General features: G+C 31.7%; 20 protein-coding genes. All 20 read left to right on the top strand.

The window, feature by feature from the left end; genetic code table 11:
* Window positions 1-330 precede the first annotated feature (330 nt).
* The 20 genes from BUB63_RS06050 to BUB63_RS05955 all read left to right on the top strand — a co-directional run bounded on the left by BUB63_RS06050 (window position 331) and on the right by BUB63_RS05955 (window position 18673).
* On the top strand, window positions 331-993 hold the full coding sequence (locus tag BUB63_RS06050) for a HEAT repeat domain-containing protein (protein ID WP_027308053.1): 663 nt from the start codon (window positions 331-333) through the stop codon (window positions 991-993).
* Window positions 986-1645, top strand: a complete 660-nt coding sequence (locus BUB63_RS06045) for a YigZ family protein (RefSeq protein WP_027308052.1) — start codon at window positions 986-988, stop codon at window positions 1643-1645. Before BUB63_RS06050 ends, BUB63_RS06045 begins: the two co-directional genes overlap by 8 nt.
* Complete coding sequence (locus BUB63_RS06040; RefSeq protein WP_027308051.1) at window positions 1642-2013, top strand: CoA-binding protein; 372 nt, start codon at window positions 1642-1644, stop codon at window positions 2011-2013. Before BUB63_RS06045 ends, BUB63_RS06040 begins: the two co-directional genes overlap by 4 nt.
* A gap of 83 nt (window positions 2014-2096) precedes the next feature.
* Entirely contained in the window at window positions 2097-2837 is a 741-nt protein-coding gene (locus BUB63_RS06035) for a YebC/PmpR family DNA-binding transcriptional regulator (RefSeq protein ID WP_027308050.1), read from the top strand.
* Between the two features lie 64 nt (window positions 2838-2901).
* Entirely contained in the window at window positions 2902-3468 is a 567-nt protein-coding gene (locus BUB63_RS06030) for a BofC C-terminal domain-containing protein (RefSeq protein ID WP_027308049.1), read from the top strand.
* Between the two features lie 74 nt (window positions 3469-3542).
* Entirely contained in the window at window positions 3543-4037 is a 495-nt protein-coding gene (gene ruvC / locus BUB63_RS06025; RefSeq protein ID WP_027308048.1) for a crossover junction endodeoxyribonuclease RuvC, read from the top strand.
* A 10-nt stretch (window positions 4038-4047) separates the two neighbouring features.
* Complete coding sequence (ruvA, locus tag BUB63_RS06020; protein ID WP_027308047.1) at window positions 4048-4647, top strand: Holliday junction branch migration protein RuvA; 600 nt, start codon at window positions 4048-4050, stop codon at window positions 4645-4647.
* Between the two features lie 10 nt (window positions 4648-4657).
* The gene (ruvB, locus tag BUB63_RS06015) at window positions 4658-5659 is read left to right on the top strand and encodes a Holliday junction branch migration DNA helicase RuvB (RefSeq protein WP_027308046.1); all 1002 of its coding nucleotides are present in this window, start codon (window positions 4658-4660) and stop codon (window positions 5657-5659) included.
* A gap of 41 nt (window positions 5660-5700) precedes the next feature.
* The gene (queA, locus tag BUB63_RS06010) at window positions 5701-6726 is read left to right on the top strand and encodes a tRNA preQ1(34) S-adenosylmethionine ribosyltransferase-isomerase QueA (RefSeq protein WP_073248458.1); all 1026 of its coding nucleotides are present in this window, start codon (window positions 5701-5703) and stop codon (window positions 6724-6726) included.
* A gap of 10 nt (window positions 6727-6736) precedes the next feature.
* Complete coding sequence (gene tgt, locus BUB63_RS06005; RefSeq protein WP_027308044.1) at window positions 6737-7873, top strand: tRNA guanosine(34) transglycosylase Tgt; 1137 nt, start codon at window positions 6737-6739, stop codon at window positions 7871-7873.
* Between the two features lie 48 nt (window positions 7874-7921).
* Window positions 7922-8311, top strand: a complete 390-nt coding sequence (locus BUB63_RS06000; RefSeq protein ID WP_073248457.1) for a TIGR04086 family membrane protein — start codon at window positions 7922-7924, stop codon at window positions 8309-8311.
* Window positions 8312-8439: 128 nt separating this feature from the next.
* Window positions 8440-8580, top strand: coding sequence for a six-cysteine ranthipeptide SCIFF (gene scfA, locus BUB63_RS05995; protein ID WP_018662320.1), 141 nt, complete (start codon window positions 8440-8442; stop codon window positions 8578-8580).
* Window positions 8581-8637: 57 nt separating this feature from the next.
* Entirely contained in the window at window positions 8638-9996 is a 1359-nt protein-coding gene (gene scfB, locus BUB63_RS05990) for a thioether cross-link-forming SCIFF peptide maturase (protein ID WP_027308042.1), read from the top strand.
* 2 nt (window positions 9997-9998) lie between these two features.
* On the top strand, window positions 9999-10499 hold the full coding sequence (locus BUB63_RS05985; RefSeq protein WP_027308041.1) for a gamma carbonic anhydrase family protein: 501 nt from the start codon (window positions 9999-10001) through the stop codon (window positions 10497-10499).
* Window positions 10500-10601: 102 nt separating this feature from the next.
* Window positions 10602-11261: an HD domain-containing protein gene (locus tag BUB63_RS05980; protein ID WP_027308040.1), complete on the top strand. Its 660-nt coding sequence runs from the start codon at window positions 10602-10604 to the stop codon at window positions 11259-11261.
* A 19-nt stretch (window positions 11262-11280) separates the two neighbouring features.
* Window positions 11281-12519 (top strand): protein translocase subunit SecD, encoded by a 1239-nt coding sequence (gene secD, locus BUB63_RS05975; protein WP_073248456.1) that lies wholly within the window; start codon window positions 11281-11283, stop codon window positions 12517-12519.
* Between the two features lie 14 nt (window positions 12520-12533).
* A complete protein-coding gene (gene secF, locus BUB63_RS05970; RefSeq protein WP_073248455.1) occupies window positions 12534-13397 on the top strand; it encodes a protein translocase subunit SecF in 864 nt (287 codons plus the stop codon).
* A 104-nt stretch (window positions 13398-13501) separates the two neighbouring features.
* Window positions 13502-15874 carry a single-stranded-DNA-specific exonuclease RecJ gene (recJ, locus tag BUB63_RS05965; RefSeq protein ID WP_073248453.1) on the top strand — a complete coding sequence of 791 codons (2373 nt, stop codon included), beginning with the start codon at window positions 13502-13504 and terminating at the stop codon, window positions 15872-15874.
* A gap of 2 nt (window positions 15875-15876) precedes the next feature.
* Complete coding sequence (locus BUB63_RS05960; RefSeq protein WP_027308037.1) at window positions 15877-16395, top strand: adenine phosphoribosyltransferase; 519 nt, start codon at window positions 15877-15879, stop codon at window positions 16393-16395.
* A 106-nt stretch (window positions 16396-16501) separates the two neighbouring features.
* Entirely contained in the window at window positions 16502-18673 is a 2172-nt protein-coding gene (locus BUB63_RS05955) for a RelA/SpoT family protein (protein WP_073248450.1), read from the top strand.
* The last annotated feature ends 4 nt before the right edge of the window (window positions 18674-18677 follow it).

Below are 18677 nucleotides of genomic sequence, written 5' to 3'. Positions count from 1 at the left end.
TATAAATGAAATAGTTGAAGTTTCAATTTGAGGATTTATTCTTCCATCTTTTAACCCCTTGATTTTTTCTCCAAGATGGTATACCTTAGAGAAGTAGGTGAGCATTTGTTTTAAATAACGCTTGTTCATCTCAAAACATCCTTTCTATTGGGTTTGTAGCAAAATTCATTATAGAAAGGATGTTTTCATTTTTAAACCCTAAATTTTTTCCAGTAAAAATCGGAATTTACATATTTCAATTATTATTCATCTAAACCATTACATATCAAGGGGCTACGCCCTATTTATTTTTTAATCTGCGAAACTTCTGATATTAAAATAGGTGATGATATGAAGAATTTATCTTGGGAAAATATTGATTTATTAAGTGATGCTGATATTAGCTACCTTCTTTATAAAGAAGGAAAAGATATTAGTACTATATCAAAAATAAGAGGTATTGAAAAAAATATAGTTGAAAGACAAATAATTGAATGTAGAATAAAATATAGAACGCAGGAGCTCGGGGAAAATCCTGAAAAAATTATTAACAATCTATACAAGTGTAATAGAAAAGAAAGAGTTCTTCTTTTGGAGGGATTGGATGAACAAAAGAAAAAAGGTCTTGAGAATTATGCTATAGATAACCTTTTTTCTGTAAATAGAGATGAATGCCTTTTCCTTATATGGCTTCTTGGTGAGTTAAAATCTAAACGGGCAATACAGCCTATTATGGCATTTTTGAAGTGTACAGATGGAAATATAAAAAGAATATGCTGTTCATCATTAGGAAAAATAGAAGCAAAGGAAGCTGAAGATTCTTTAATTGCTGTTTTAAAGGATAAAAGACCTCAGGTTAAACAATATGCAATTAAGGCACTTGGAAAAATAAAAAGCAAAAAGGCAGTTAAGTATTTACAGGATATATTAAATGATAGAAATGAGAAGGAATATATAATAAAAGCAGCAGAGATGGCTTTAATGGAGATAGAAGGGAGTAGATGTGATGTCTAAAGATTTTTATACTGTAAAAAAACAAGTGGAAGTAGAGATGGAGGAAAGACGTTCTATTTTTATCTGTAATATAAAGAGGGTATTAAACGAAGAAGAGGCAATGAACTTTATAAACGAAATTAAGGTAAAATATAAGGATGCTACACATAATGTATATGCCTACATAACAAATAACGGAATCTCAATGCGATATTCAGATGATGGAGAACCACAAGGTACTGCTGGTCCACCAGTCCTTGAGGTTTTAAAAAGAGAAAACTTAAATAATGTTGCAGTTGTTGTAACAAGATATTTTGGTGGAATTTTATTAGGAGCGGGTGGTCTTGTTAGAGCCTATGGTGCATCCTGTAAACAGGGTGTAGATGCTGCAGGAAAAGTAAAGGAATCTGAAGCTGTAGTGTTTAATATTGTATGTGATTATGATAAATATGGTAAGGTTAGCAATTATCTAAGTAAAAGAAATATAGTAATAAGAAATACAGAGTTTACAGAAGTAGTTACATTAGAAATAATGGCCTTTAACGATGAATTTCAGAAAATTCGACAAGATTTGATTGAAATGTTTAATGGCAATGATATAATTAAAGTAAAAGAAGAAGGTGTTACCTGTTTTGTTGATGAAGAAGGTAAAATTATGGAGGTGCCACAATGATAGAAGAATTTAAAAATATAAAAACTTGGGCAGTGATTGGAAGTGTTTCAAATAAAGAAAAATTTGCATACAAAATATATAATTTTTTAAAGAATAAGGGCTATAAGGTGTATCCAGTAGATCCATCTGGAAAGGAAGTGGATGGACAAAAAACATATGTCTCCCTTAAGGAGCTTCCAGAAAAAATAGAGGCAATAAATATGGTTATAAATCCTGTAAGAGGAGAAGGATATATCGATGAAGCCGCTGAGGTTGGAATTAAATATGTGTGGTTCCAACCAGGAGCTGAAAGTTTTGAGGTTATAGAAAAGGCTAAAAAATACGGAATGCAGGTTGTTTATGGAAGGTGTGTTATGGTTGATTTTTAGTTTAAAGGCCCTCGGCACTTGATAATAGATAATTTTAGTGGTAAAATATATATTCGGATTTTAAGTTAAGGGGGCATAAGAAAATGGCTGGTCATTCAAAATGGGCTAATATAAAGCATAGAAAAGGTAAGCAAGACGCAATAAGAGCTAAAATTTTTACAAAGTTAGGTAAAGAAATTGCTGTTGCAGTAAAAGAAGGAGGAGCCAATCCTGAAGCCAATTCAAGACTAAGAGATGCCATAGCAAAGGCAAAGGCAAATAATATGCCAATGGATAATATAGAAAGAGCAATAAAGAAGGCATCAGGAGAATTAGGAAATGTAAATTATGAAGAAATAGTTTATGAAGGATATGGCCCAAACGGAGTTGCAGTTATTGTTCAGGCACTTACTGACAACAGAAATAGAACTGCAAGTGAAGTAAGACATACATTTGAAAAATTTGGTGGTAACCTTGGAACAACAGGTTGTGTATCCTTCTTATTTGAAAAGAAGGGTGTACTTATTGTTGAAAAGAAGGAAGGTCTGGACGAAGATGAATTAATGATGTTGGCACTTGATTCGGGTGCAGAAGATTTTTCATCAGAAGAAGACGTATATGAAATAATTACATCCCCCGAGGATTTTTCTACTGTGAGAGAGGCGTTAGAAAAGAATGGAATAGAATTTGCTTCTGCAGAAGTATCAATGGTACCAACAACATATGCAAGCATAAGTGGAGAAGCTGCTGAAAAGTTTGAAAAAATGCTTGATAGACTTGAGGAAAATGACGATGTTCAAAATGTATGGCATAATGCAGAATTCCCAGAAGGATGGGGAGAATAATTTTTAAATTAAATGAATAAAATAATAGTTTAGTGGTTATAATATCCCTCTAAGGAGGGATATTATGCTTTATAGAAAAGTTTACATATTCATAGCAATTATATTAATTTCAATAGCAAGTTTTTTTACAGGTTATTTTACAATGCAAAGGTATATCGGAAAGCAAAATAATAAGGATAATGTAGTTGCAAAAACAGCGGTGCAACTGCCAGAGAATATAATTAACGAAAAAACAAGGATTATCAAAAGGGACATTTATACAAGGGTAGGGTATTTTACAATCGAAGAAAACATTATTCCTAATGATGAATTGCTTGGGGCAGACAAGGAATATGCAGAAAATTATTTTAGACGACAGGGTTATAATGTTGAGTACTTTACATCAGAAAAGGTTATTATTACAAAGAACATTGAAAATGCTTGGCCTCCCAAAGTTTTTATAGCCCTTGAAAATGAAGGAAAGGTATATATTTATCAAACCGATGAATATGGAAATCTTCAGTTAAAACAATCAACAGATATTAGTGTTGAAAGCTTGCCCCAACAGGAACAAGAGGACTTAAAAAGAGGAATTATAAAAAGGACATATGAGGAGATGGAGGATTTTATAAACGAAGATTTAGATTCATAGGATGCAAACTCTTTGCATCCTCTTTTTTTTCTGCTATAATCAAATTCGAACAAATTTTCGTACAGGAGGATATTATGATAATATTAGGTTTAGACCCAGGAATTGCGATTGTTGGGATAGGAATAATTGAATTCAAGCAGAATAAATTTAGTGTTTTAGATTATAGAGCTATTACAACAACAACTAAAAATAATGTGCCTCAAAGGCTTGAAATAATATATGATGAATTAAATGAAATAATTAAAACATATAATCCAGATGCATTTGCACTGGAGGAACTATTCTTTAATCAAAATGCCAAAACAGCAATAACTGTTGGTCAAGCAAGAGGCGTAGCAGTTTTGGCAGCTCAAAAGAATAAAATACCCATTTATGAATATACCCCTCTTCAGGTAAAGCAAGCAGTAGTAGGATATGGACGAGCTGATAAAAAACAGATACAGCAGATGGTTAAGGTTTTATTAAACTTAAAGGAAATACCAAAGCCGGATGATGTTGCAGATGCACTTGCTATTGCTATATGTCACGCACACACAAACAATATGAGTAATTTTTTTATGATGAGATGAGGTGAAATATATGATATACTACATTAAGGGGATAGTAGATGAAATACTTGATGATGGTGTAGTTTTAGAGTGCAATGATATTGGATATAAGATTTGTATGACCCATAGAGATATCCAAAAGCTACAAAATAAAAATGAAAAAATAAAAATATATACATATCAACAAATAAAAGAAGATGAAAATGTACTTTATGGTTTTTTAAATAAAGAAGAATTAAATATATTTAAGATGTTAATTTCTGTATCAGGTGTAGGCCCAAAGGCTGCAGTTTCAATTTTATCAACAGTTACGGCTTCGGACTTTATATTAGCTGTAGTTACAAATAATGAGAAGATGATTGTAAAGGCTCAGGGAGTAGGAAAGAAGACAGCACAAAGAATAATATTGGAACTTAAGGATAAGTTTAAGGATGTTGATTTAACACAAGGAGAACAGGATGAAGAAACTATTGATATTAATGGATTAGATGAAAATGAGGCAATAGGTGCTCTTATGGCCTTAGGGTATTCAAGAAAGGAAGCCTTCTTTGCGGTATCAAAGGTTTCAAGTCAAGCTAATTCATTGGAGGATATTATAAAGCTTTCGCTTAAGGTGTTAATGAAAGGTTAGGTGAATAAAATTGGAGGATAGGATAGTAGCTTCAAATTTAAAATATGAAGATTTAGATATAGAGGGAAGTTTAAGACCAAAGACATTAAGTGAGTATATAGGACAAAGAGAGGTAAAAGAAAAGCTTGACATTTTCATTAAGGCAGCAAAAAATAGAAGGGAATCCTTAGACCACGTTTTGTTATATGGACCTCCAGGACTTGGTAAAACAACCCTTGCATCAATAATAGCAAATGAGATGGGAGCTGGTCTTAGAATTACATCTGGCCCAGCGATAGAAAAGGCAGGAGATTTGGCGGCTATTCTTACAAATTTAGGAGAGAATGATGTTCTTTTTATAGATGAAATACACAGAATAAATAGAAGTGTTGAAGAAATATTATATCCTGCTATGGAGGATTTTGCTCTTGATATTATAATAGGAAAGGGGCCAAGTGCACGTTCTATAAGAATTGACTTACCAAAGTTTACATTAATAGGAGCAACTACAAGGGCAGGTATGCTAACGTCACCATTAAGAGATAGATTTGGTGTAATATGCAGACTTGAATATTACAATGTAGAGGATTTAACACAGATAATAATACGTTCTTCAAAAATACTAAAAACTGAAATAACATTAGAGGGAGCAACTGAAATTGCAAAGAGATCAAGGGGAACACCAAGAATTGCTAATAGATTATTAAAAAGGGTTAGAGATTTTGCAGAGGTTAAAGGTGATGGTGTTATAAACTATGAAATAGCTGTTCAGGCTCTAAATTTATTAGATGTAGATGAATTAGGATTAGACAATTTGGATAGAAAGATGCTTTTAACAATAATAAATAAATTTGGAGGAGGTCCTGTAGGACTTGATACTTTATCCTACTGTGTAGGAGAATCAAGCGATACAATTGAGGATGTATATGAACCATACTTATTACAGATTGGATTTATAAGTAGAACACCAAGGGGAAGAATAGCAACAGAAGCAGCATATAAACATCTAAATTTGAAGAAAAATAATGAATAATAATTATTGTAATTACTAACTTTATATTTAGAGGTGATTTAATGAATGTAAAGGACTTTTATTTTGATTTACCAGAGGAATTAATCGCACAAACACCAATTGAACCAAGAGATATGTCAAGGTTAATGGTTTTAGATAAAAAAACTGGTGAAATTGAGCATAGAATATTTAGAGATATTATTGAGTTTTTAAATGAGGGAGACTGTTTAGTTTTAAATAACAGTCGTGTAATTCCCGCAAGATTGTTTGGTGTAAAGGAAGATACTGGAGCAAATGTTGAATTTGTTCTTTTAAAAAGAATAGATAAGGATAAATGGGAAACATTGGTTAAACCAGGTAAAAAGGCAAGAATAGGTTCAAAGTTTATCTTTGGTGATGGAGAATTACGCTGTGAGGTTTTAGATAATACAGAATCAGGTGGTAGAATTATAGAGTTTAAATATGAGGGTGTTTTTGAGCAAATATTAGATAGATTAGGTAATATGCCTCTTCCACCTTATATCAAGGCTGAACTAAAGGATAGGGAAAGATATCAAACCGTGTATTCAAAGGTTGAAGGTTCAGCTGCAGCACCTACTGCTGGACTACACTTTACAAATGAGCTTTTAGAAAAAATTAAAAATAAAGGTGTAAAAATTGCATATTTAACCCTGCACGTAGGACTTGGAACCTTTAGACCAGTAAAGGTTGAAAATATAGAAGAACATAAAATGCACTCAGAGTTTTATATGATAGATGAGGAAAATGCAAAAATTATAAATAATACAAAAAAGAATGGAAAAAGAATTATAGCAGTTGGAACAACATCCTGCAGAACATTAGAGACAGCATCAGATGAAAATGGATATGTAAAACCACAAAGTGGTTGGACAGATATTTTTATTTACCCAGGATATAATTTCAAGTGCGTAGATTGCCTAATAACTAACTTCCATTTACCTGAATCAACGCTTATAATGCTTGTAAGTGCACTGGCAGGACGTGAAAAGGTTCTAAATGCATATAATACAGCAGTTAGGGAAAAATACAGATTCTTTAGCTTTGGAGATGCAATGTTTATAAAATAGGAGGAGAAATATGGGAGCAATTAGATATGAACTAATAAAAACTTGTAAACAGTCGGGAGCAAGACTTGGAAGGCTTCATACTCCACACGGGGTTATTGAAACACCTATATTTATGCCTGTTGGAACACAAGCAACAGTAAAAACAATGACCCCTGAGGAGTTAAAGGAAATAGGTGCTCAAATTATATTAAGTAATACTTATCACCTATATATGAGACCAGGTGAAAAGTTGGTTGAAAAGGCTGGTGGCCTACATAAATTTATGAACTGGGATAGGCCAATACTTACAGATAGTGGAGGGTTTCAGGTATTTAGTTTAAGTCAGTTGAGGGATATAACAGAGGAGGGTGTTACCTTTAGATCCCATATTGATGGTTCTAAACATTTCATTTCACCAGAAAAGGCAATAGAGATTGAGAATGCATTAGGTGCAGATATAATTATGGCCTTTGATGAATGTTTGCCTTATCCTTGTGATTATGATTATGCTAAAAATTCGCTCTATAGAACTATAAGATGGGCAGAGAGATGTCTTAAGGCTCATAAAAATACAGAAAAGCAAGCTTTATTTGGAATAATTCAAGGTGGAATGTATAGAGATTTAAGAGAAGAAAGTGTAAGGGAAATGATAAAGCTTGATTTTCCAGGATATGCTGTTGGAGGATTGAGTATTGGTGAACCAAAGGATATAATGTATGAAGTTTTAGATTGGACAGTTCATCTTCTTCCAGAAAATAAACCAAGATATTTGATGGGTGTAGGTAGCCCAGATGCTCTTTTAGAGGGTGTTATAAGAGGAGTCGATATGTTTGACTGTGTTCTTCCAACAAGAATAGCAAGAAATGGTACAGTATTTACAAGCAAGGGTAAATTGGTTGTTAGAAATGCAGAATATGCAGAAGACTTTAGACCACTTGATGAAGAATGTGATTGTTATGCTTGTAAAAACTATTCAAGAGCATATATAAGACACTTATTTAAGGCAAAGGAGATATTAGGTGCAAGACTTACCACAATACATAACTTAAGATTCTTATTAAAGCTTATGGAGGATGTAAGACAGGCTATTATGGAAGATAGACTTCTTGATTTCAAGGAGGAATTCTTTGAAAAGTACGGATACAATGAAGGTAAGTGGACATTTTAATCATAAATAATTGAGCCACCCTCATATAATTAATATGGGGGTGGTTCAATGTCAAAACAAGATATTAAAGAAAATATTCCAATAATTTATTTAAAATCAATAATTAGAGGAATAATTTTATCAATTGTATTACTTTTAATAACAGCAGTGGTATTTCATTATTCTAATTTAGATCCAAAACACATAGATACAGTTACATTTATAATAACAGTGCTTAGCATTGTTTATGCAGCTTTATATGGATGCTTTAAAATTAAAACAAAGGGTTATCTTCACGGCGGTATAATAGGAATACTTTATATGGTTGTGGTAGGAATGGTATCCTTATTTGTACAAAAGGGTAACATACATTTTAAAGGATTAGTAATTATGCTAATTATGTCTTTGGCTATAGGAATTTTCTCTGGACTTATTGGTATTATTCTGGCAGATAGATAAGATGAAAAATATGACTTAGTTAAGTTAATATTAACATTTTATGCACAAAATACTTTTTACTCTTGAGTATAAACTTTTAATGTGTTATAATCATAAAAGTGTAAAGCATAAAAAAAGGAGGAGTAGACATGAAGCATATAAAGACAATAAACATGGGTGCTCTTAAGAACAGTATAGCAAAACCAGGATGTAAAGAGTGTGCAAACTCATGCCAATCAGCTTGTAAAACTTCTTGTACAGTTGCAAACCTTGAATGCGAGAATAGATAATCAATGGCAGTAACTTATGTTACTGCTTTTTAACTATAAAATAAGGAGGAAAAAACGTTGAAATTACACAAATTTAAACAAATGGGAATGAACATAGTAATAGACGTAAATAGTGGAGCAATTCATATTGTTGATGATATTGTTTATGATGTATTAGATTATTATAAATATAAGGATTTAAGTGAAATTCTATTAAATTTAAAAGACAAGTATACAGAAGAACAAATAGAGGAAGCATATAACGAAATAAAACAGTTAGAGGAAGAAGGTTTACTTTATACTGAAGATCCATATAAAAATATAATATTAAATGATAATGGGCCATCTTATATAAAGGCTATGTGTTTAAATATAGCACACGATTGCAACCTAAAATGTAAGTACTGTTTTGCTTCAGAGGGGGACTATAAGGGAGAAAGAAAGCTTATGTCACCAGAAGTAGGAAAAAGGGCAGTAGATTTTGTTATAGAAAACGCTGGTCCAAGAAAAAATGTTGAGATTGATTTGTTTGGTGGAGAACCACTAATGAACTTTAATACTGTTAAAGAAATAGTAGAATATGCAAGAAAAAGAGAAAAAGAAACAGGAAAAAATATAAGATTTACAATAACAACAAACGCTACATTGCTTAATGATGAAAAAATGGAATTTATAGATGAAAATATGGGTAATGTAGTTTTAAGCATTGATGGAAGAAAAGAAGTTAATGATAAAATAAGAATAAGATATGATGGTACTGGAACCTTTGATGATATATTACCTAAAATAAAGGCAATGGTTGAAAAAAGAAAAGAAGGAAAGCAATATTATGTAAGAGGAACCTTCACGAGAGAAAATCTTGATTTTTATAATGATGTAATGATGCTTGCAGATGAAGGTTTTAAGGAAATATCGATTGAACCTGTAGTTCTTGAAGACAAGCATCCGCTTTCTTTAAGAGAAGAAGACTTAGATACAATATTTGAACAATATGATAAATTAGCAGAAGAGATAGTAAATAGAGAAAAACAAGGAAAGGGATTTAAATTCTATCATTTCAATATAGATGTAAATGGGGGACCCTGCGTTTATAAAAGAATTTCAGGTTGTGGTGCAGGATATGAATATGTTGCAGTAACTCCAGACGGAGATATATATCCTTGTCACCAGTTTGTAGGCAATGAAGAGTTTAAATTAGGAAATGTTTTTGATGGAATATCAAATGATGAACTAATAAAAACCTTTAAAAATGGACATATATATAATAAGCCAAAATGTATGGAATGCTGGGCAAGATTTTATTGTTCAGGAGGTTGTCAAGCAAATAACTATAGCTTCAATAAAGATATACACATACCATACGAACTTGGTTGTAAAATGATGAAGAAGAGGGTTGAATGTGCAATAGCTATAAAAGCTAAACTTATGGAGGAATAAAAATGATAAGAAACTATTTTGAAAAACTTCCTAAAATTGCACAGGATGTATTTGTTGCCGAATCAGCAGATATAATAGGTGAAGTAGAAGTAAAAGAAGGAAGCAGCATTTGGTATAGGGCAGTTTTAAGGGGAGATATAAATAAAATTTCTATAGGAAAGTGTGTTAATATACAGGATGGTTGCGTACTTCACTCAGATAAAAATGCTCCAACGCTAATTGGAGATTATGTTACAATAGGTCACAATGCAATAGTACACGGTGCACAGGTTAAGGATAGATGTCTTATTGGAATGGGTGCAGTTATATTAAATGGTGCAGTTATTGGAGAAGATTCAATAGTTGCGGCAGGTTCTGTAGTTACACAGGGCAAAGAAATACCACCAAAGAGTTTAGTAATGGGAACTCCTGCAAAGGTTGTAAGACAGCTTACGGATGAAGAAATAGAACACATAAGGCAGTCTGCAATAAATTATATGAGCCTTGCTCAAGATTATAAATGATAAAGGGGGTTCTATATCCCCTTTTTTATGTAATAAAAAACTTTTACTAAAATTAGCAGGAATTTTAGAGTATACGTAGAATAATATAAGAGGTGGAGCTATATGATTACATTAAATGATGTTAAAAATAATGAAGAAGTTAAAACCTATATGCAACAGGGTGACAAATTTTTAGGATCAATGGGCTTTACAGAGCACAGTTTAAGACATGCTACAATAGTATCAAATATAGCTTCAGATATCCTAAAAAAATTAGGATATTCGGATAGAGAAGTTGAACTTGCAGCTATTGCAGGTTTTTTACACGATATTGGTAATGTTGTAAGTAGACACGACCACGGACAGACAGGTGCAATTCTTGCAATGAGAATACTAAAGGAAATGGGAATGAAATATGATGAGATTGCATACATTGCATCGGCAATTGGAAATCACGAAGAAGAATATGGTCATCCTGTAAATGATATTGCGGCTGCACTTATTATAGCAGATAAAACAGATGTACATAGAGGGAGGGTGAGAAACAAGGAATTTGCAACATTTGATATACACGACAGAGTTAACTATGCAGCAGAGAAGTCAGAGGTAGAAATTATTAAGGATGAAAGAATAATAAGATTAAATCTTAAGATAAATATAGAGATATGCCCTGTAATGGAATACTTTGAGATTTTCTTAGCAAGAATGATGATGTGTAGAAAGGCTGCTGCATTTTTAAACACTAACTTCCAACTTGTAATTAATGATGCAAGATTGTTGTAATCTGAAAGGGGGATTTTAAATGCAAGTTAAGACAAAAAGTAGACTAAAGTTTTTAATTTCATCTGTATTAATAGTTCTTTTTGCCTACATACTATCATCAGGACTTATAGTAGGTGATTATAAGATAAGTTCAATTGGAGAAATAACAAAATTAGGACTTGACCTAAAGGGTGGAGTCTATATTGAAGAGGAAATAAAGGGAGATAATGTATCAAAGGAAACTATAGAGAGAACAAAGCAACTAATAGAGCTAAGAGTTAATGCCTTAGGTGTTAATGAATCAGTTGTTACAGTTACACAACAAAACAGAATAAGAATAGAAATTCCTGGAGTTTATGATGCGGAAAATGCTCTAAAACAAATAGGTAAAACAGGAAAACTAACATTTAGAGGACCTAACAATGATATTGTTATAACTGGAGAAGATATAAAGGATGCTACAGTTGGAGTTAACCAACAAACAAATCAACCAGTTGTTCAGCTTAAATTAAATGAAGCTGGAACTAAGAAGTTTGCTGAAGCGACTCAAAAGTATTTAAACCAAGTTATATCTATATATATGGATGAAGAACGTGTATCAGCACCAGTAGTAAAGAGTGTTATAACAACAGGTGAAGCTATAATAGAAGGAAGCAAGGACATAGAAGAAGCAAAAAGACTTGCTGGTATAATAAAATCAGGAGCATTGCCTGTAGAATTAGTGCCTGCAACTGTAAAAACAATAGGTCCATCACTTGGTGCAGATGCAATTCCAACAAGTAAAAAGGCTGCTGTAATTGGTATAGCATTAGTAATGCTATTTATGGCAATTTACTATAGAGTTCCTGGAATTATCGCAGACCTTGCACTTGCAGTTTATATTATGCTTACAATGCTTATATTCACAACAGTATTAAAGGCAACTCTAACTTTACCTGGTATTGCAGGTTTATTACTATCAATTGGTATGGCTGTTGATGCTAACGTACTAATATTTGAGAGAATAAAGGAAGAATTAAAATTAGGTAAATCTCTAAGAACTGCTGTAGATGCAGGTTTTAACAGAGCATTACCATCAATTCTTGACTCTAATATAACTACTATTATTGCAGGTTTAGTTTTAATGTGGCTTGGTGCAGGTCAAGTTAAAGGTTTTGCCCTTACCCTTGTGACAGGTGTTGTATGTTCAATGTTTACAGCAATTACTGTAACAAAGTTCCTATTGAAGAATTTTGTTAATTCAAACTGGATTGACAACAAAAAAATGTATGGAGCATAAGGGGAGGGATTTAGATGTTAAAAGTAGTAGAAAGAACAAAAATATGGTTTGCTATATCACTTTCAATAATAATAGTTGGAATGCTGATGTGGGCCTTTAAGGGTTTAAATTTAGGTATAGACTTTAAAGGTGGAACAGTAGTTACAGTTAAAATGGACAAAGAACCAGACAATGGTGTTTTAGAAGAGATAAGAAAAATTTCAGCAAAATATGATTCATCATCACAAGTCCAAAAGGTTGGTACTGATGAGGTTACTATCAGAGGTAATGCTATAACAGATGAACAAATTCCACAACTTTATAAAGAAATAAAGGACAAATTCAACTTAAAGCAAGAAAAACCAAGATATACAGATAGAATAGGACCATCAATTGGTAAGGAATTAAGAAGAAATGCTATCTATTCATCATTAGTTGCAGTTGTATTAATGCTAATATATATTTCATTAAGATTTGAATTTAGATTTGGTGTAGCAGCAGTAATAGCCTTAATACACGACGTTTTAATAACTATAGCTGTTTATGTATTTTTACAAATTCCTGTAAATAGTAGTTTTGTAGCAGCTATTCTTACAGTTTTAGGATACTCAATTAATGACACAATAGTTGTTTTTGATAGAATAAGAGAAAATAGTAAAAAGGGTACATTCAATAATAGAAGAGAACTTGTTAATGGTAGCATAAGTCAAACACTTACAAGATCAATAAATACAGTTTTAACAACTTTATTTACAATAACAGCACTATATATATTTGGAGTATCTTCAATTAAGGAGTTTGCACTTCCACTTATTGTAGGAATAATAAGTGGTACATATTCATCAATATTTATAGCAAGCCCAATTTGGTATGTATGGACTGAAAAGAAAACGGCATAAAAATAGTCAGGTTTATCCTGACTATTTTTTCTTTTCCCCATTGAAATAGTTTCATAACTAATTTATAATATATATGTTTCAACTAAAATGAGGGGAAAAGTGTTATGAAGAAGTGGGTTATAAAAAAAGTAGAACAGGTTAACCAAAATCTTCACAAAAACAGAATAATAAATGCTCTATTGAATTCAAGAGGAATAAGTCTACCTAAAGAGGCTCTTGATTTTTTAAACCCAAAAATAGAAAACCTTTTTAATCCATATTTATTAAAGGATATGGATAGAGCAGTGGAAAGAATTGATTTAGCTATAAAAAAGAGAGAAAAGATTGTTATTTATGGAGACTATGATGTTGATGGTATAACAAGTACGTCTATATTAATAAGAGCCTTTAGAAAATTAGGAGTGGATGTTTCCTTTTATATTCCTGATAGATTAAATGAAGGATATGGTATAAATAAGGATGCGATAGACTACATTAAACAGCTTGCAACTGATTTAATTATTACTGTAGATTGTGGTATTACTGCTGTTGAAGAAGTAGAATATGTAAAGGAACTTGGAATGGACATTATAATAACTGACCATCACGAATGTAAAGATGTAATACCAAATACTTATGTAATTAATCCTAAAAGGCACGATTGTACATATCCAAATAAAAATTTAGCAGGATGTGGAGTCGCCTTTAAATTAGTTCAGGCTCTTTGGATGAGATATAATTTATCAGGTTTTGAAGAATTTTTAGATTTATGTGCAATAGGTACAATAGCAGATATTGTTGAAATTACAGGAGAAAACAGAATTATTGTAAGCCAAGGATTAAAAAAACTTCAATATAGTGAAAAATGTGGTATTAAGGCATTAAAAAGTGTAGCAGGAATTAGTGAAGTTACATCCTATGGAATAGCTTTTCAAATTGCACCAAGAATAAATGCTGTAGGAAGATTAAGTGATGCAAGAATAGCAGTTGAATTATTTACAACAACTGACGAAGATAAGGCGATGCAAATTGCTAAATATCTTGATCAAGAAAATAGAAGTCGTCAGAAGATTGAGGAAGAGATACTAAATGAATCCCTTATTATGATACAAAATAATTTCGATTTAACAAAAGATAGGGTAATAGTGCTTTCATCACCCTTTTGGCACGTTGGTGTAGTTGGAATAGTTGCGTCAAGGTTAGTAGAACGTTTTCATAGACCAGTAATTCTGCTTTGTGAAGATAAAGATGGATTATGTAAGGGATCAGGCAGGAGTATAGAGGGTTTTAACCTCTTTGAAAATCTATTGAAATGTGATGATATATTAGTTAAGTTTGGTGGACACGAACTTGCGGCAGGTTTAACAATAGAAAAATCAAAGATTAGTGAGCTTATTGCAAGATTAAATGAATATGCTAAAGAAATGGATGTAGAAATGTTTTTACCTAAACTATATATAGATTTAGAAATGTCCTCTGAAGACATTACCTTTGAAACAGCTGAGGAGATAAAAAAGTTAGAACCTTATGGTTTTGGTAATCCATCACCAATATTTTATATGGAAAACTTAAAAGTTCTCTCTAAAAGAGCAGTTGGAAGCAATAACAAACATTTAAAGCTAATTTTAGATAAGGACAATATAACTTATGATGGAGTTTATTTTAATGGCTATGAAGAGTTAAAGGATAAAGAATGGGATAACATAGACGTTGTATTTAATTTAGATATTAATGAGTGGAATAACACAAAAAATCTACAATTATTAATAAAAGCAGTTAGACCACATTCAAGATGGGTGTCAGAGTATTTTAAAAGCAATTATTATAGATATTTAAAATTTATGGATAATAATAAATTGTCTTATTGTAATTTAGATGGTATCAATTTTATACCCAAAAATGAAAATTTTTTAAAAGAATTTGTTTATTTTAAAAAGGGTTATATACTTGTTTCATCAAAAAAATCCTTAGATGAATTAAAATATTTTATTGACTTTTATAAAATCAATTTTTCTAAAAATGATGGATTTGATGCACAATTTATAGTTTGTCCTTATGTAGATGAGATAGATTTTATGAATTCAGAAGTGCTTATATATGACTTCTTGCCAGGAATCTATGAATACGAAAAGGTTTTAAATAGTGCAAAGAAAGTATATAATTTTTACGAAGAGGAAACACTTGATTTAATAGATGATTTTTTTGAAGATATTAAAATAAATAAGGAAATTTTATTTAAAGTTTACAATGATTTGTTGTATAATGAACTTATAGGTACAATTGATGAGTTATCTGTAAAATATAATATTAATCCATACCAAATGTATAAAATCATAATGACGTTAAAAAATAGTGAAGTTGCTAAGGTGTTTATAAAGAATGATCTGCTGAAATTAGTAAAATTTAAATCTGAATTTGAGAATATTACAGTTGATGACTATAATAAAAAAATTGAAGATTTAAAAAAACTATTTAATAAGTTAAAGTGGGAGGTATAAAAATGAATTTAGTTGAAAAAATAAGAATAATAGAAGATTTTCCAAAGAAAGGCATAAGCTTTAAAGATGTTACAACTCTATTAAAGGATGGAGAAGCTTTTAAATATGCAGTTGATAAGATGATTGAATATGCAAAGGATAAGAACATAGATTTAGTTGTTGGACCAGAAGCCAGAGGTTTTGTATTTGGAACTCCAGTTGCATATGGCTTAGGTGTTGGATTTGTACCTGTTAGAAAACCTGGTAAACTACCTGCTGACACCCTAAAATATGAATATGATTTAGAGTATGGAAGTGATTGCCTTGAAATACATAAGGATGCTATAAAGCCAGGTCAAAGAGTTCTTATTGTAGATGATCTACTTGCTACAGGAGGAACTATTGCATCTGTTGCAAACTTAGTAGAACAGCTTGGTGGAGAAGTTGTTGGTATGTGCTTCCTTATTGAATTAACAGGACTAAATGGTAGAGAAAAGCTTGCTAAATATGATGTAGAATCACTTATCAAATATGAATTTTGATGTCGAAAAAAATTGCAATTAATTAAAAGTTGAGATATAATTAATAAAAAATATGGCTGGTATGAATACCAGCCATATATTATAAACAAGAGAAGTGAGGGCGGCTATGCTTGATATAATTATTGATAAAATAAAAAAACAGAAGTTAGATGTTGATATAGATTTAATAAAACGTGCCTATGAATTGGCAGAAAAGGCACATAAGGATCAATATAGAGAATCAGGTGAGCCTTACTTAATGCATCCAGTTGAGGTTGCATTAATAACAATAGAACTTGGGATAGATACTGATACTATTTGTGCTGCTCTTTTACATGATGTGGTTGAGGATACAGAATATACTTATGAAGACATTAAAAATATGTTTAATCCACAGATTGCTTTTTTGGTCGAAGGGGTTACTAAGCTTGGTAAAATTGAATACAAATCTAAGGAAGAACAGCAGGCAGAAAATATTAGAAAGATGCTTGTTGCTATGGCAAATGATGTTAGGGTTATTCTAATAAAACTTGCTGATAGACTTCATAATATGAGAACTTTAAAATATCTTCCACCACATAAACAAAAGGAGAAGGCCCAAGAGACCTTGGACATTTTTGCACCTCTTGCTCATAGACTGGGTATTTCTAAGATAAAATGGGAACTTGAGGACTTATGTTTAAGGTATTTGAAACCAGATGAGTATTATGATTTGGTTAATAAAGTACAGAAAAAAAGGGTTGAACGTGAAAAAGAACTAAACGAAATTATAGATATATTAAAAAACAAGTTATCACAATCAGGTATTATAGCGGATATTGAGGGACGTCCAAAGCATTTCTATAGTATTTATAGAAAAATGGTATATAAAAATAAAACATTTGATCAAATATTTGACCTTTTAGCAATTAGAGTTATAGTTGATACAGTAAGAGACTGTTATGCAGCTCTTGGTATTGTTCACACATTGTGGAAGCCAATACCAGGTAGATTTAAAGATTATATAGCTATGCCAAAGCCTAATATGTATCAATCTCTCCATACGACAGTTATAGGACCAGGAGGTCAGCCCTTTGAAATACAAATTAGAACTTGGGAAATGCATAGAACTGCAGAGTATGGTATTGCAGCCCATTGGAAGTATAAAGAGGGTATTACAAGTGATGATTTAGGCGATAGATTAAAGTGGTTAAGGGAAATAATTGAGTTCCAAAAGCAAACAACAGATGCTAAGGAATTTATGGAGACAGTAAAAATAGATTTGTTTTCTGATGAAGTGTTTGTCTTTACACCTAAGGGAACAGTTATTGATTTACCAGTAGATTCTACACCTATAGATTTTGCCTATAGAATTCATACCGATATAGGGAATAAATGTATTGGTGCTAAAGTAAATGGTAAAATGGTTCCGCTTGATTATAAATTGAAGACTGGAGATATAGTAGAAATAATTACATCAAGCACCTCCAAAGGTCCAAGCAGAGATTGGCTTAATATAGCAAAAAGTTCACAGGCAAAGAATAAAATAAAACAATATTTTAAGAGAATATATAAAGAAGAAAACATAGAAAAGGGTAAAGAGCTTATAGAAAAGGAACTTAGAAGACAGAAGATACCATATGCCGATGCGATGAAGTCTGATATTATAGACGTTGTTTTGAAAAGGTTTAACTATGCACAAATAGATGACTTATATGCTACAATTGGTAGCGGTGCGTTATCGGCTTCATTAGTTATTGGAAAAATAAAGGAAGAACTATATAAAGACAAGGAAAAGGAAGAAATTAAAAGTGTTGCTGACTTTGAACCAAAGAAACAGATTCAAAGAGAAAGAAAACGTGAGGGTGTTAAGCAGGGAATTGAGGTTAAGGGCGAAAAGGATTTGTTAGTTAGATTTGCAAAGTGCTGCAATCCTGTTCCGGGAGATGAAATAATAGGTTTTATAACAAAGGGTAGAGGTGTTTCTATCCATAGAAAAGACTGTACAAACTTTAAACATCTATCAGAAGTTGAACCTGAAAGAGTTATTGAAGCAAGGTGGACAGGAGAACATACATCATCCTTTGTTGCAGATATTCAAATAGAAGCCACAGATAGAACAGGACTTTTGGCAGATATTACAAATACAATAGTAAATGCAAAGGTTTCTGTCAAGGCAATAAATGCAAGAACGAATAGAAAAAATACAGCAACTATACATTTATCCTTAGAAGTTTTAAATACAGAACAGTTAGAGAAAATAATGAGGGATTTTAGAAAATTAAGTGGCGTAATAGATGTTTATAGAAACAGAAATTAGGGGT

The organism is Caloramator proteoclasticus DSM 10124 (assembly GCF_900129265.1).
Lineage (GTDB): Bacteria > Bacillota > Clostridia > Clostridiales > Caloramatoraceae > Thermobrachium > Thermobrachium proteoclasticum.
This window is presented reverse-complemented; position numbering and strand designations above follow the sequence as displayed.

Excerpts from the sequence above, each read along its gene's own strand:
- secD (WP_073248456.1), top strand. The coding sequence starts at position 11,281 with ATGCAAGTTAAGACAAAAAGTAGACTAAAGTTTTTAATTTCATCTGTA.
- BUB63_RS05980 (WP_027308040.1), top strand. The coding sequence starts at position 10,602 with ATGATTACATTAAATGATGTTAAAAATAATGAAGAAGTTAAAACCTAT.
- BUB63_RS06050 (WP_027308053.1), top strand. The coding sequence starts at position 331 with ATGAAGAATTTATCTTGGGAAAATATTGATTTATTAAGTGATGCTGAT.
- BUB63_RS05955 (WP_073248450.1), top strand. The coding sequence starts at position 16,502 with ATGCTTGATATAATTATTGATAAAATAAAAAAACAGAAGTTAGATGTT.
- secF (WP_073248455.1), top strand. The coding sequence starts at position 12,534 with ATGTTAAAAGTAGTAGAAAGAACAAAAATATGGTTTGCTATATCACTT.
- BUB63_RS06040 (WP_027308051.1), top strand. The coding sequence starts at position 1,642 with ATGATAGAAGAATTTAAAAATATAAAAACTTGGGCAGTGATTGGAAGT.
- tgt (WP_027308044.1), top strand. The coding sequence starts at position 6,737 with ATGGGAGCAATTAGATATGAACTAATAAAAACTTGTAAACAGTCGGGA.
- BUB63_RS05985 (WP_027308041.1), top strand. The coding sequence starts at position 9,999 with ATGATAAGAAACTATTTTGAAAAACTTCCTAAAATTGCACAGGATGTA.
- BUB63_RS06045 (WP_027308052.1), top strand. The coding sequence starts at position 986 with ATGTCTAAAGATTTTTATACTGTAAAAAAACAAGTGGAAGTAGAGATG.
- scfA (WP_018662320.1), top strand. The coding sequence starts at position 8,440 with ATGAAGCATATAAAGACAATAAACATGGGTGCTCTTAAGAACAGTATA.
- BUB63_RS06035 (WP_027308050.1), top strand. The coding sequence starts at position 2,097 with ATGGCTGGTCATTCAAAATGGGCTAATATAAAGCATAGAAAAGGTAAG.
- ruvA (WP_027308047.1), top strand. The coding sequence starts at position 4,048 with ATGATATACTACATTAAGGGGATAGTAGATGAAATACTTGATGATGGT.
- queA (WP_073248458.1), top strand. The coding sequence starts at position 5,701 with ATGAATGTAAAGGACTTTTATTTTGATTTACCAGAGGAATTAATCGCA.
- recJ (WP_073248453.1), top strand. The coding sequence starts at position 13,502 with ATGAAGAAGTGGGTTATAAAAAAAGTAGAACAGGTTAACCAAAATCTT.
- BUB63_RS06000 (WP_073248457.1), top strand. The coding sequence starts at position 7,922 with ATGTCAAAACAAGATATTAAAGAAAATATTCCAATAATTTATTTAAAA.
- ruvC (WP_027308048.1), top strand. The coding sequence starts at position 3,543 with ATGATAATATTAGGTTTAGACCCAGGAATTGCGATTGTTGGGATAGGA.
- BUB63_RS05960 (WP_027308037.1), top strand. The coding sequence starts at position 15,877 with ATGAATTTAGTTGAAAAAATAAGAATAATAGAAGATTTTCCAAAGAAA.
- BUB63_RS06030 (WP_027308049.1), top strand. The coding sequence starts at position 2,902 with ATGCTTTATAGAAAAGTTTACATATTCATAGCAATTATATTAATTTCA.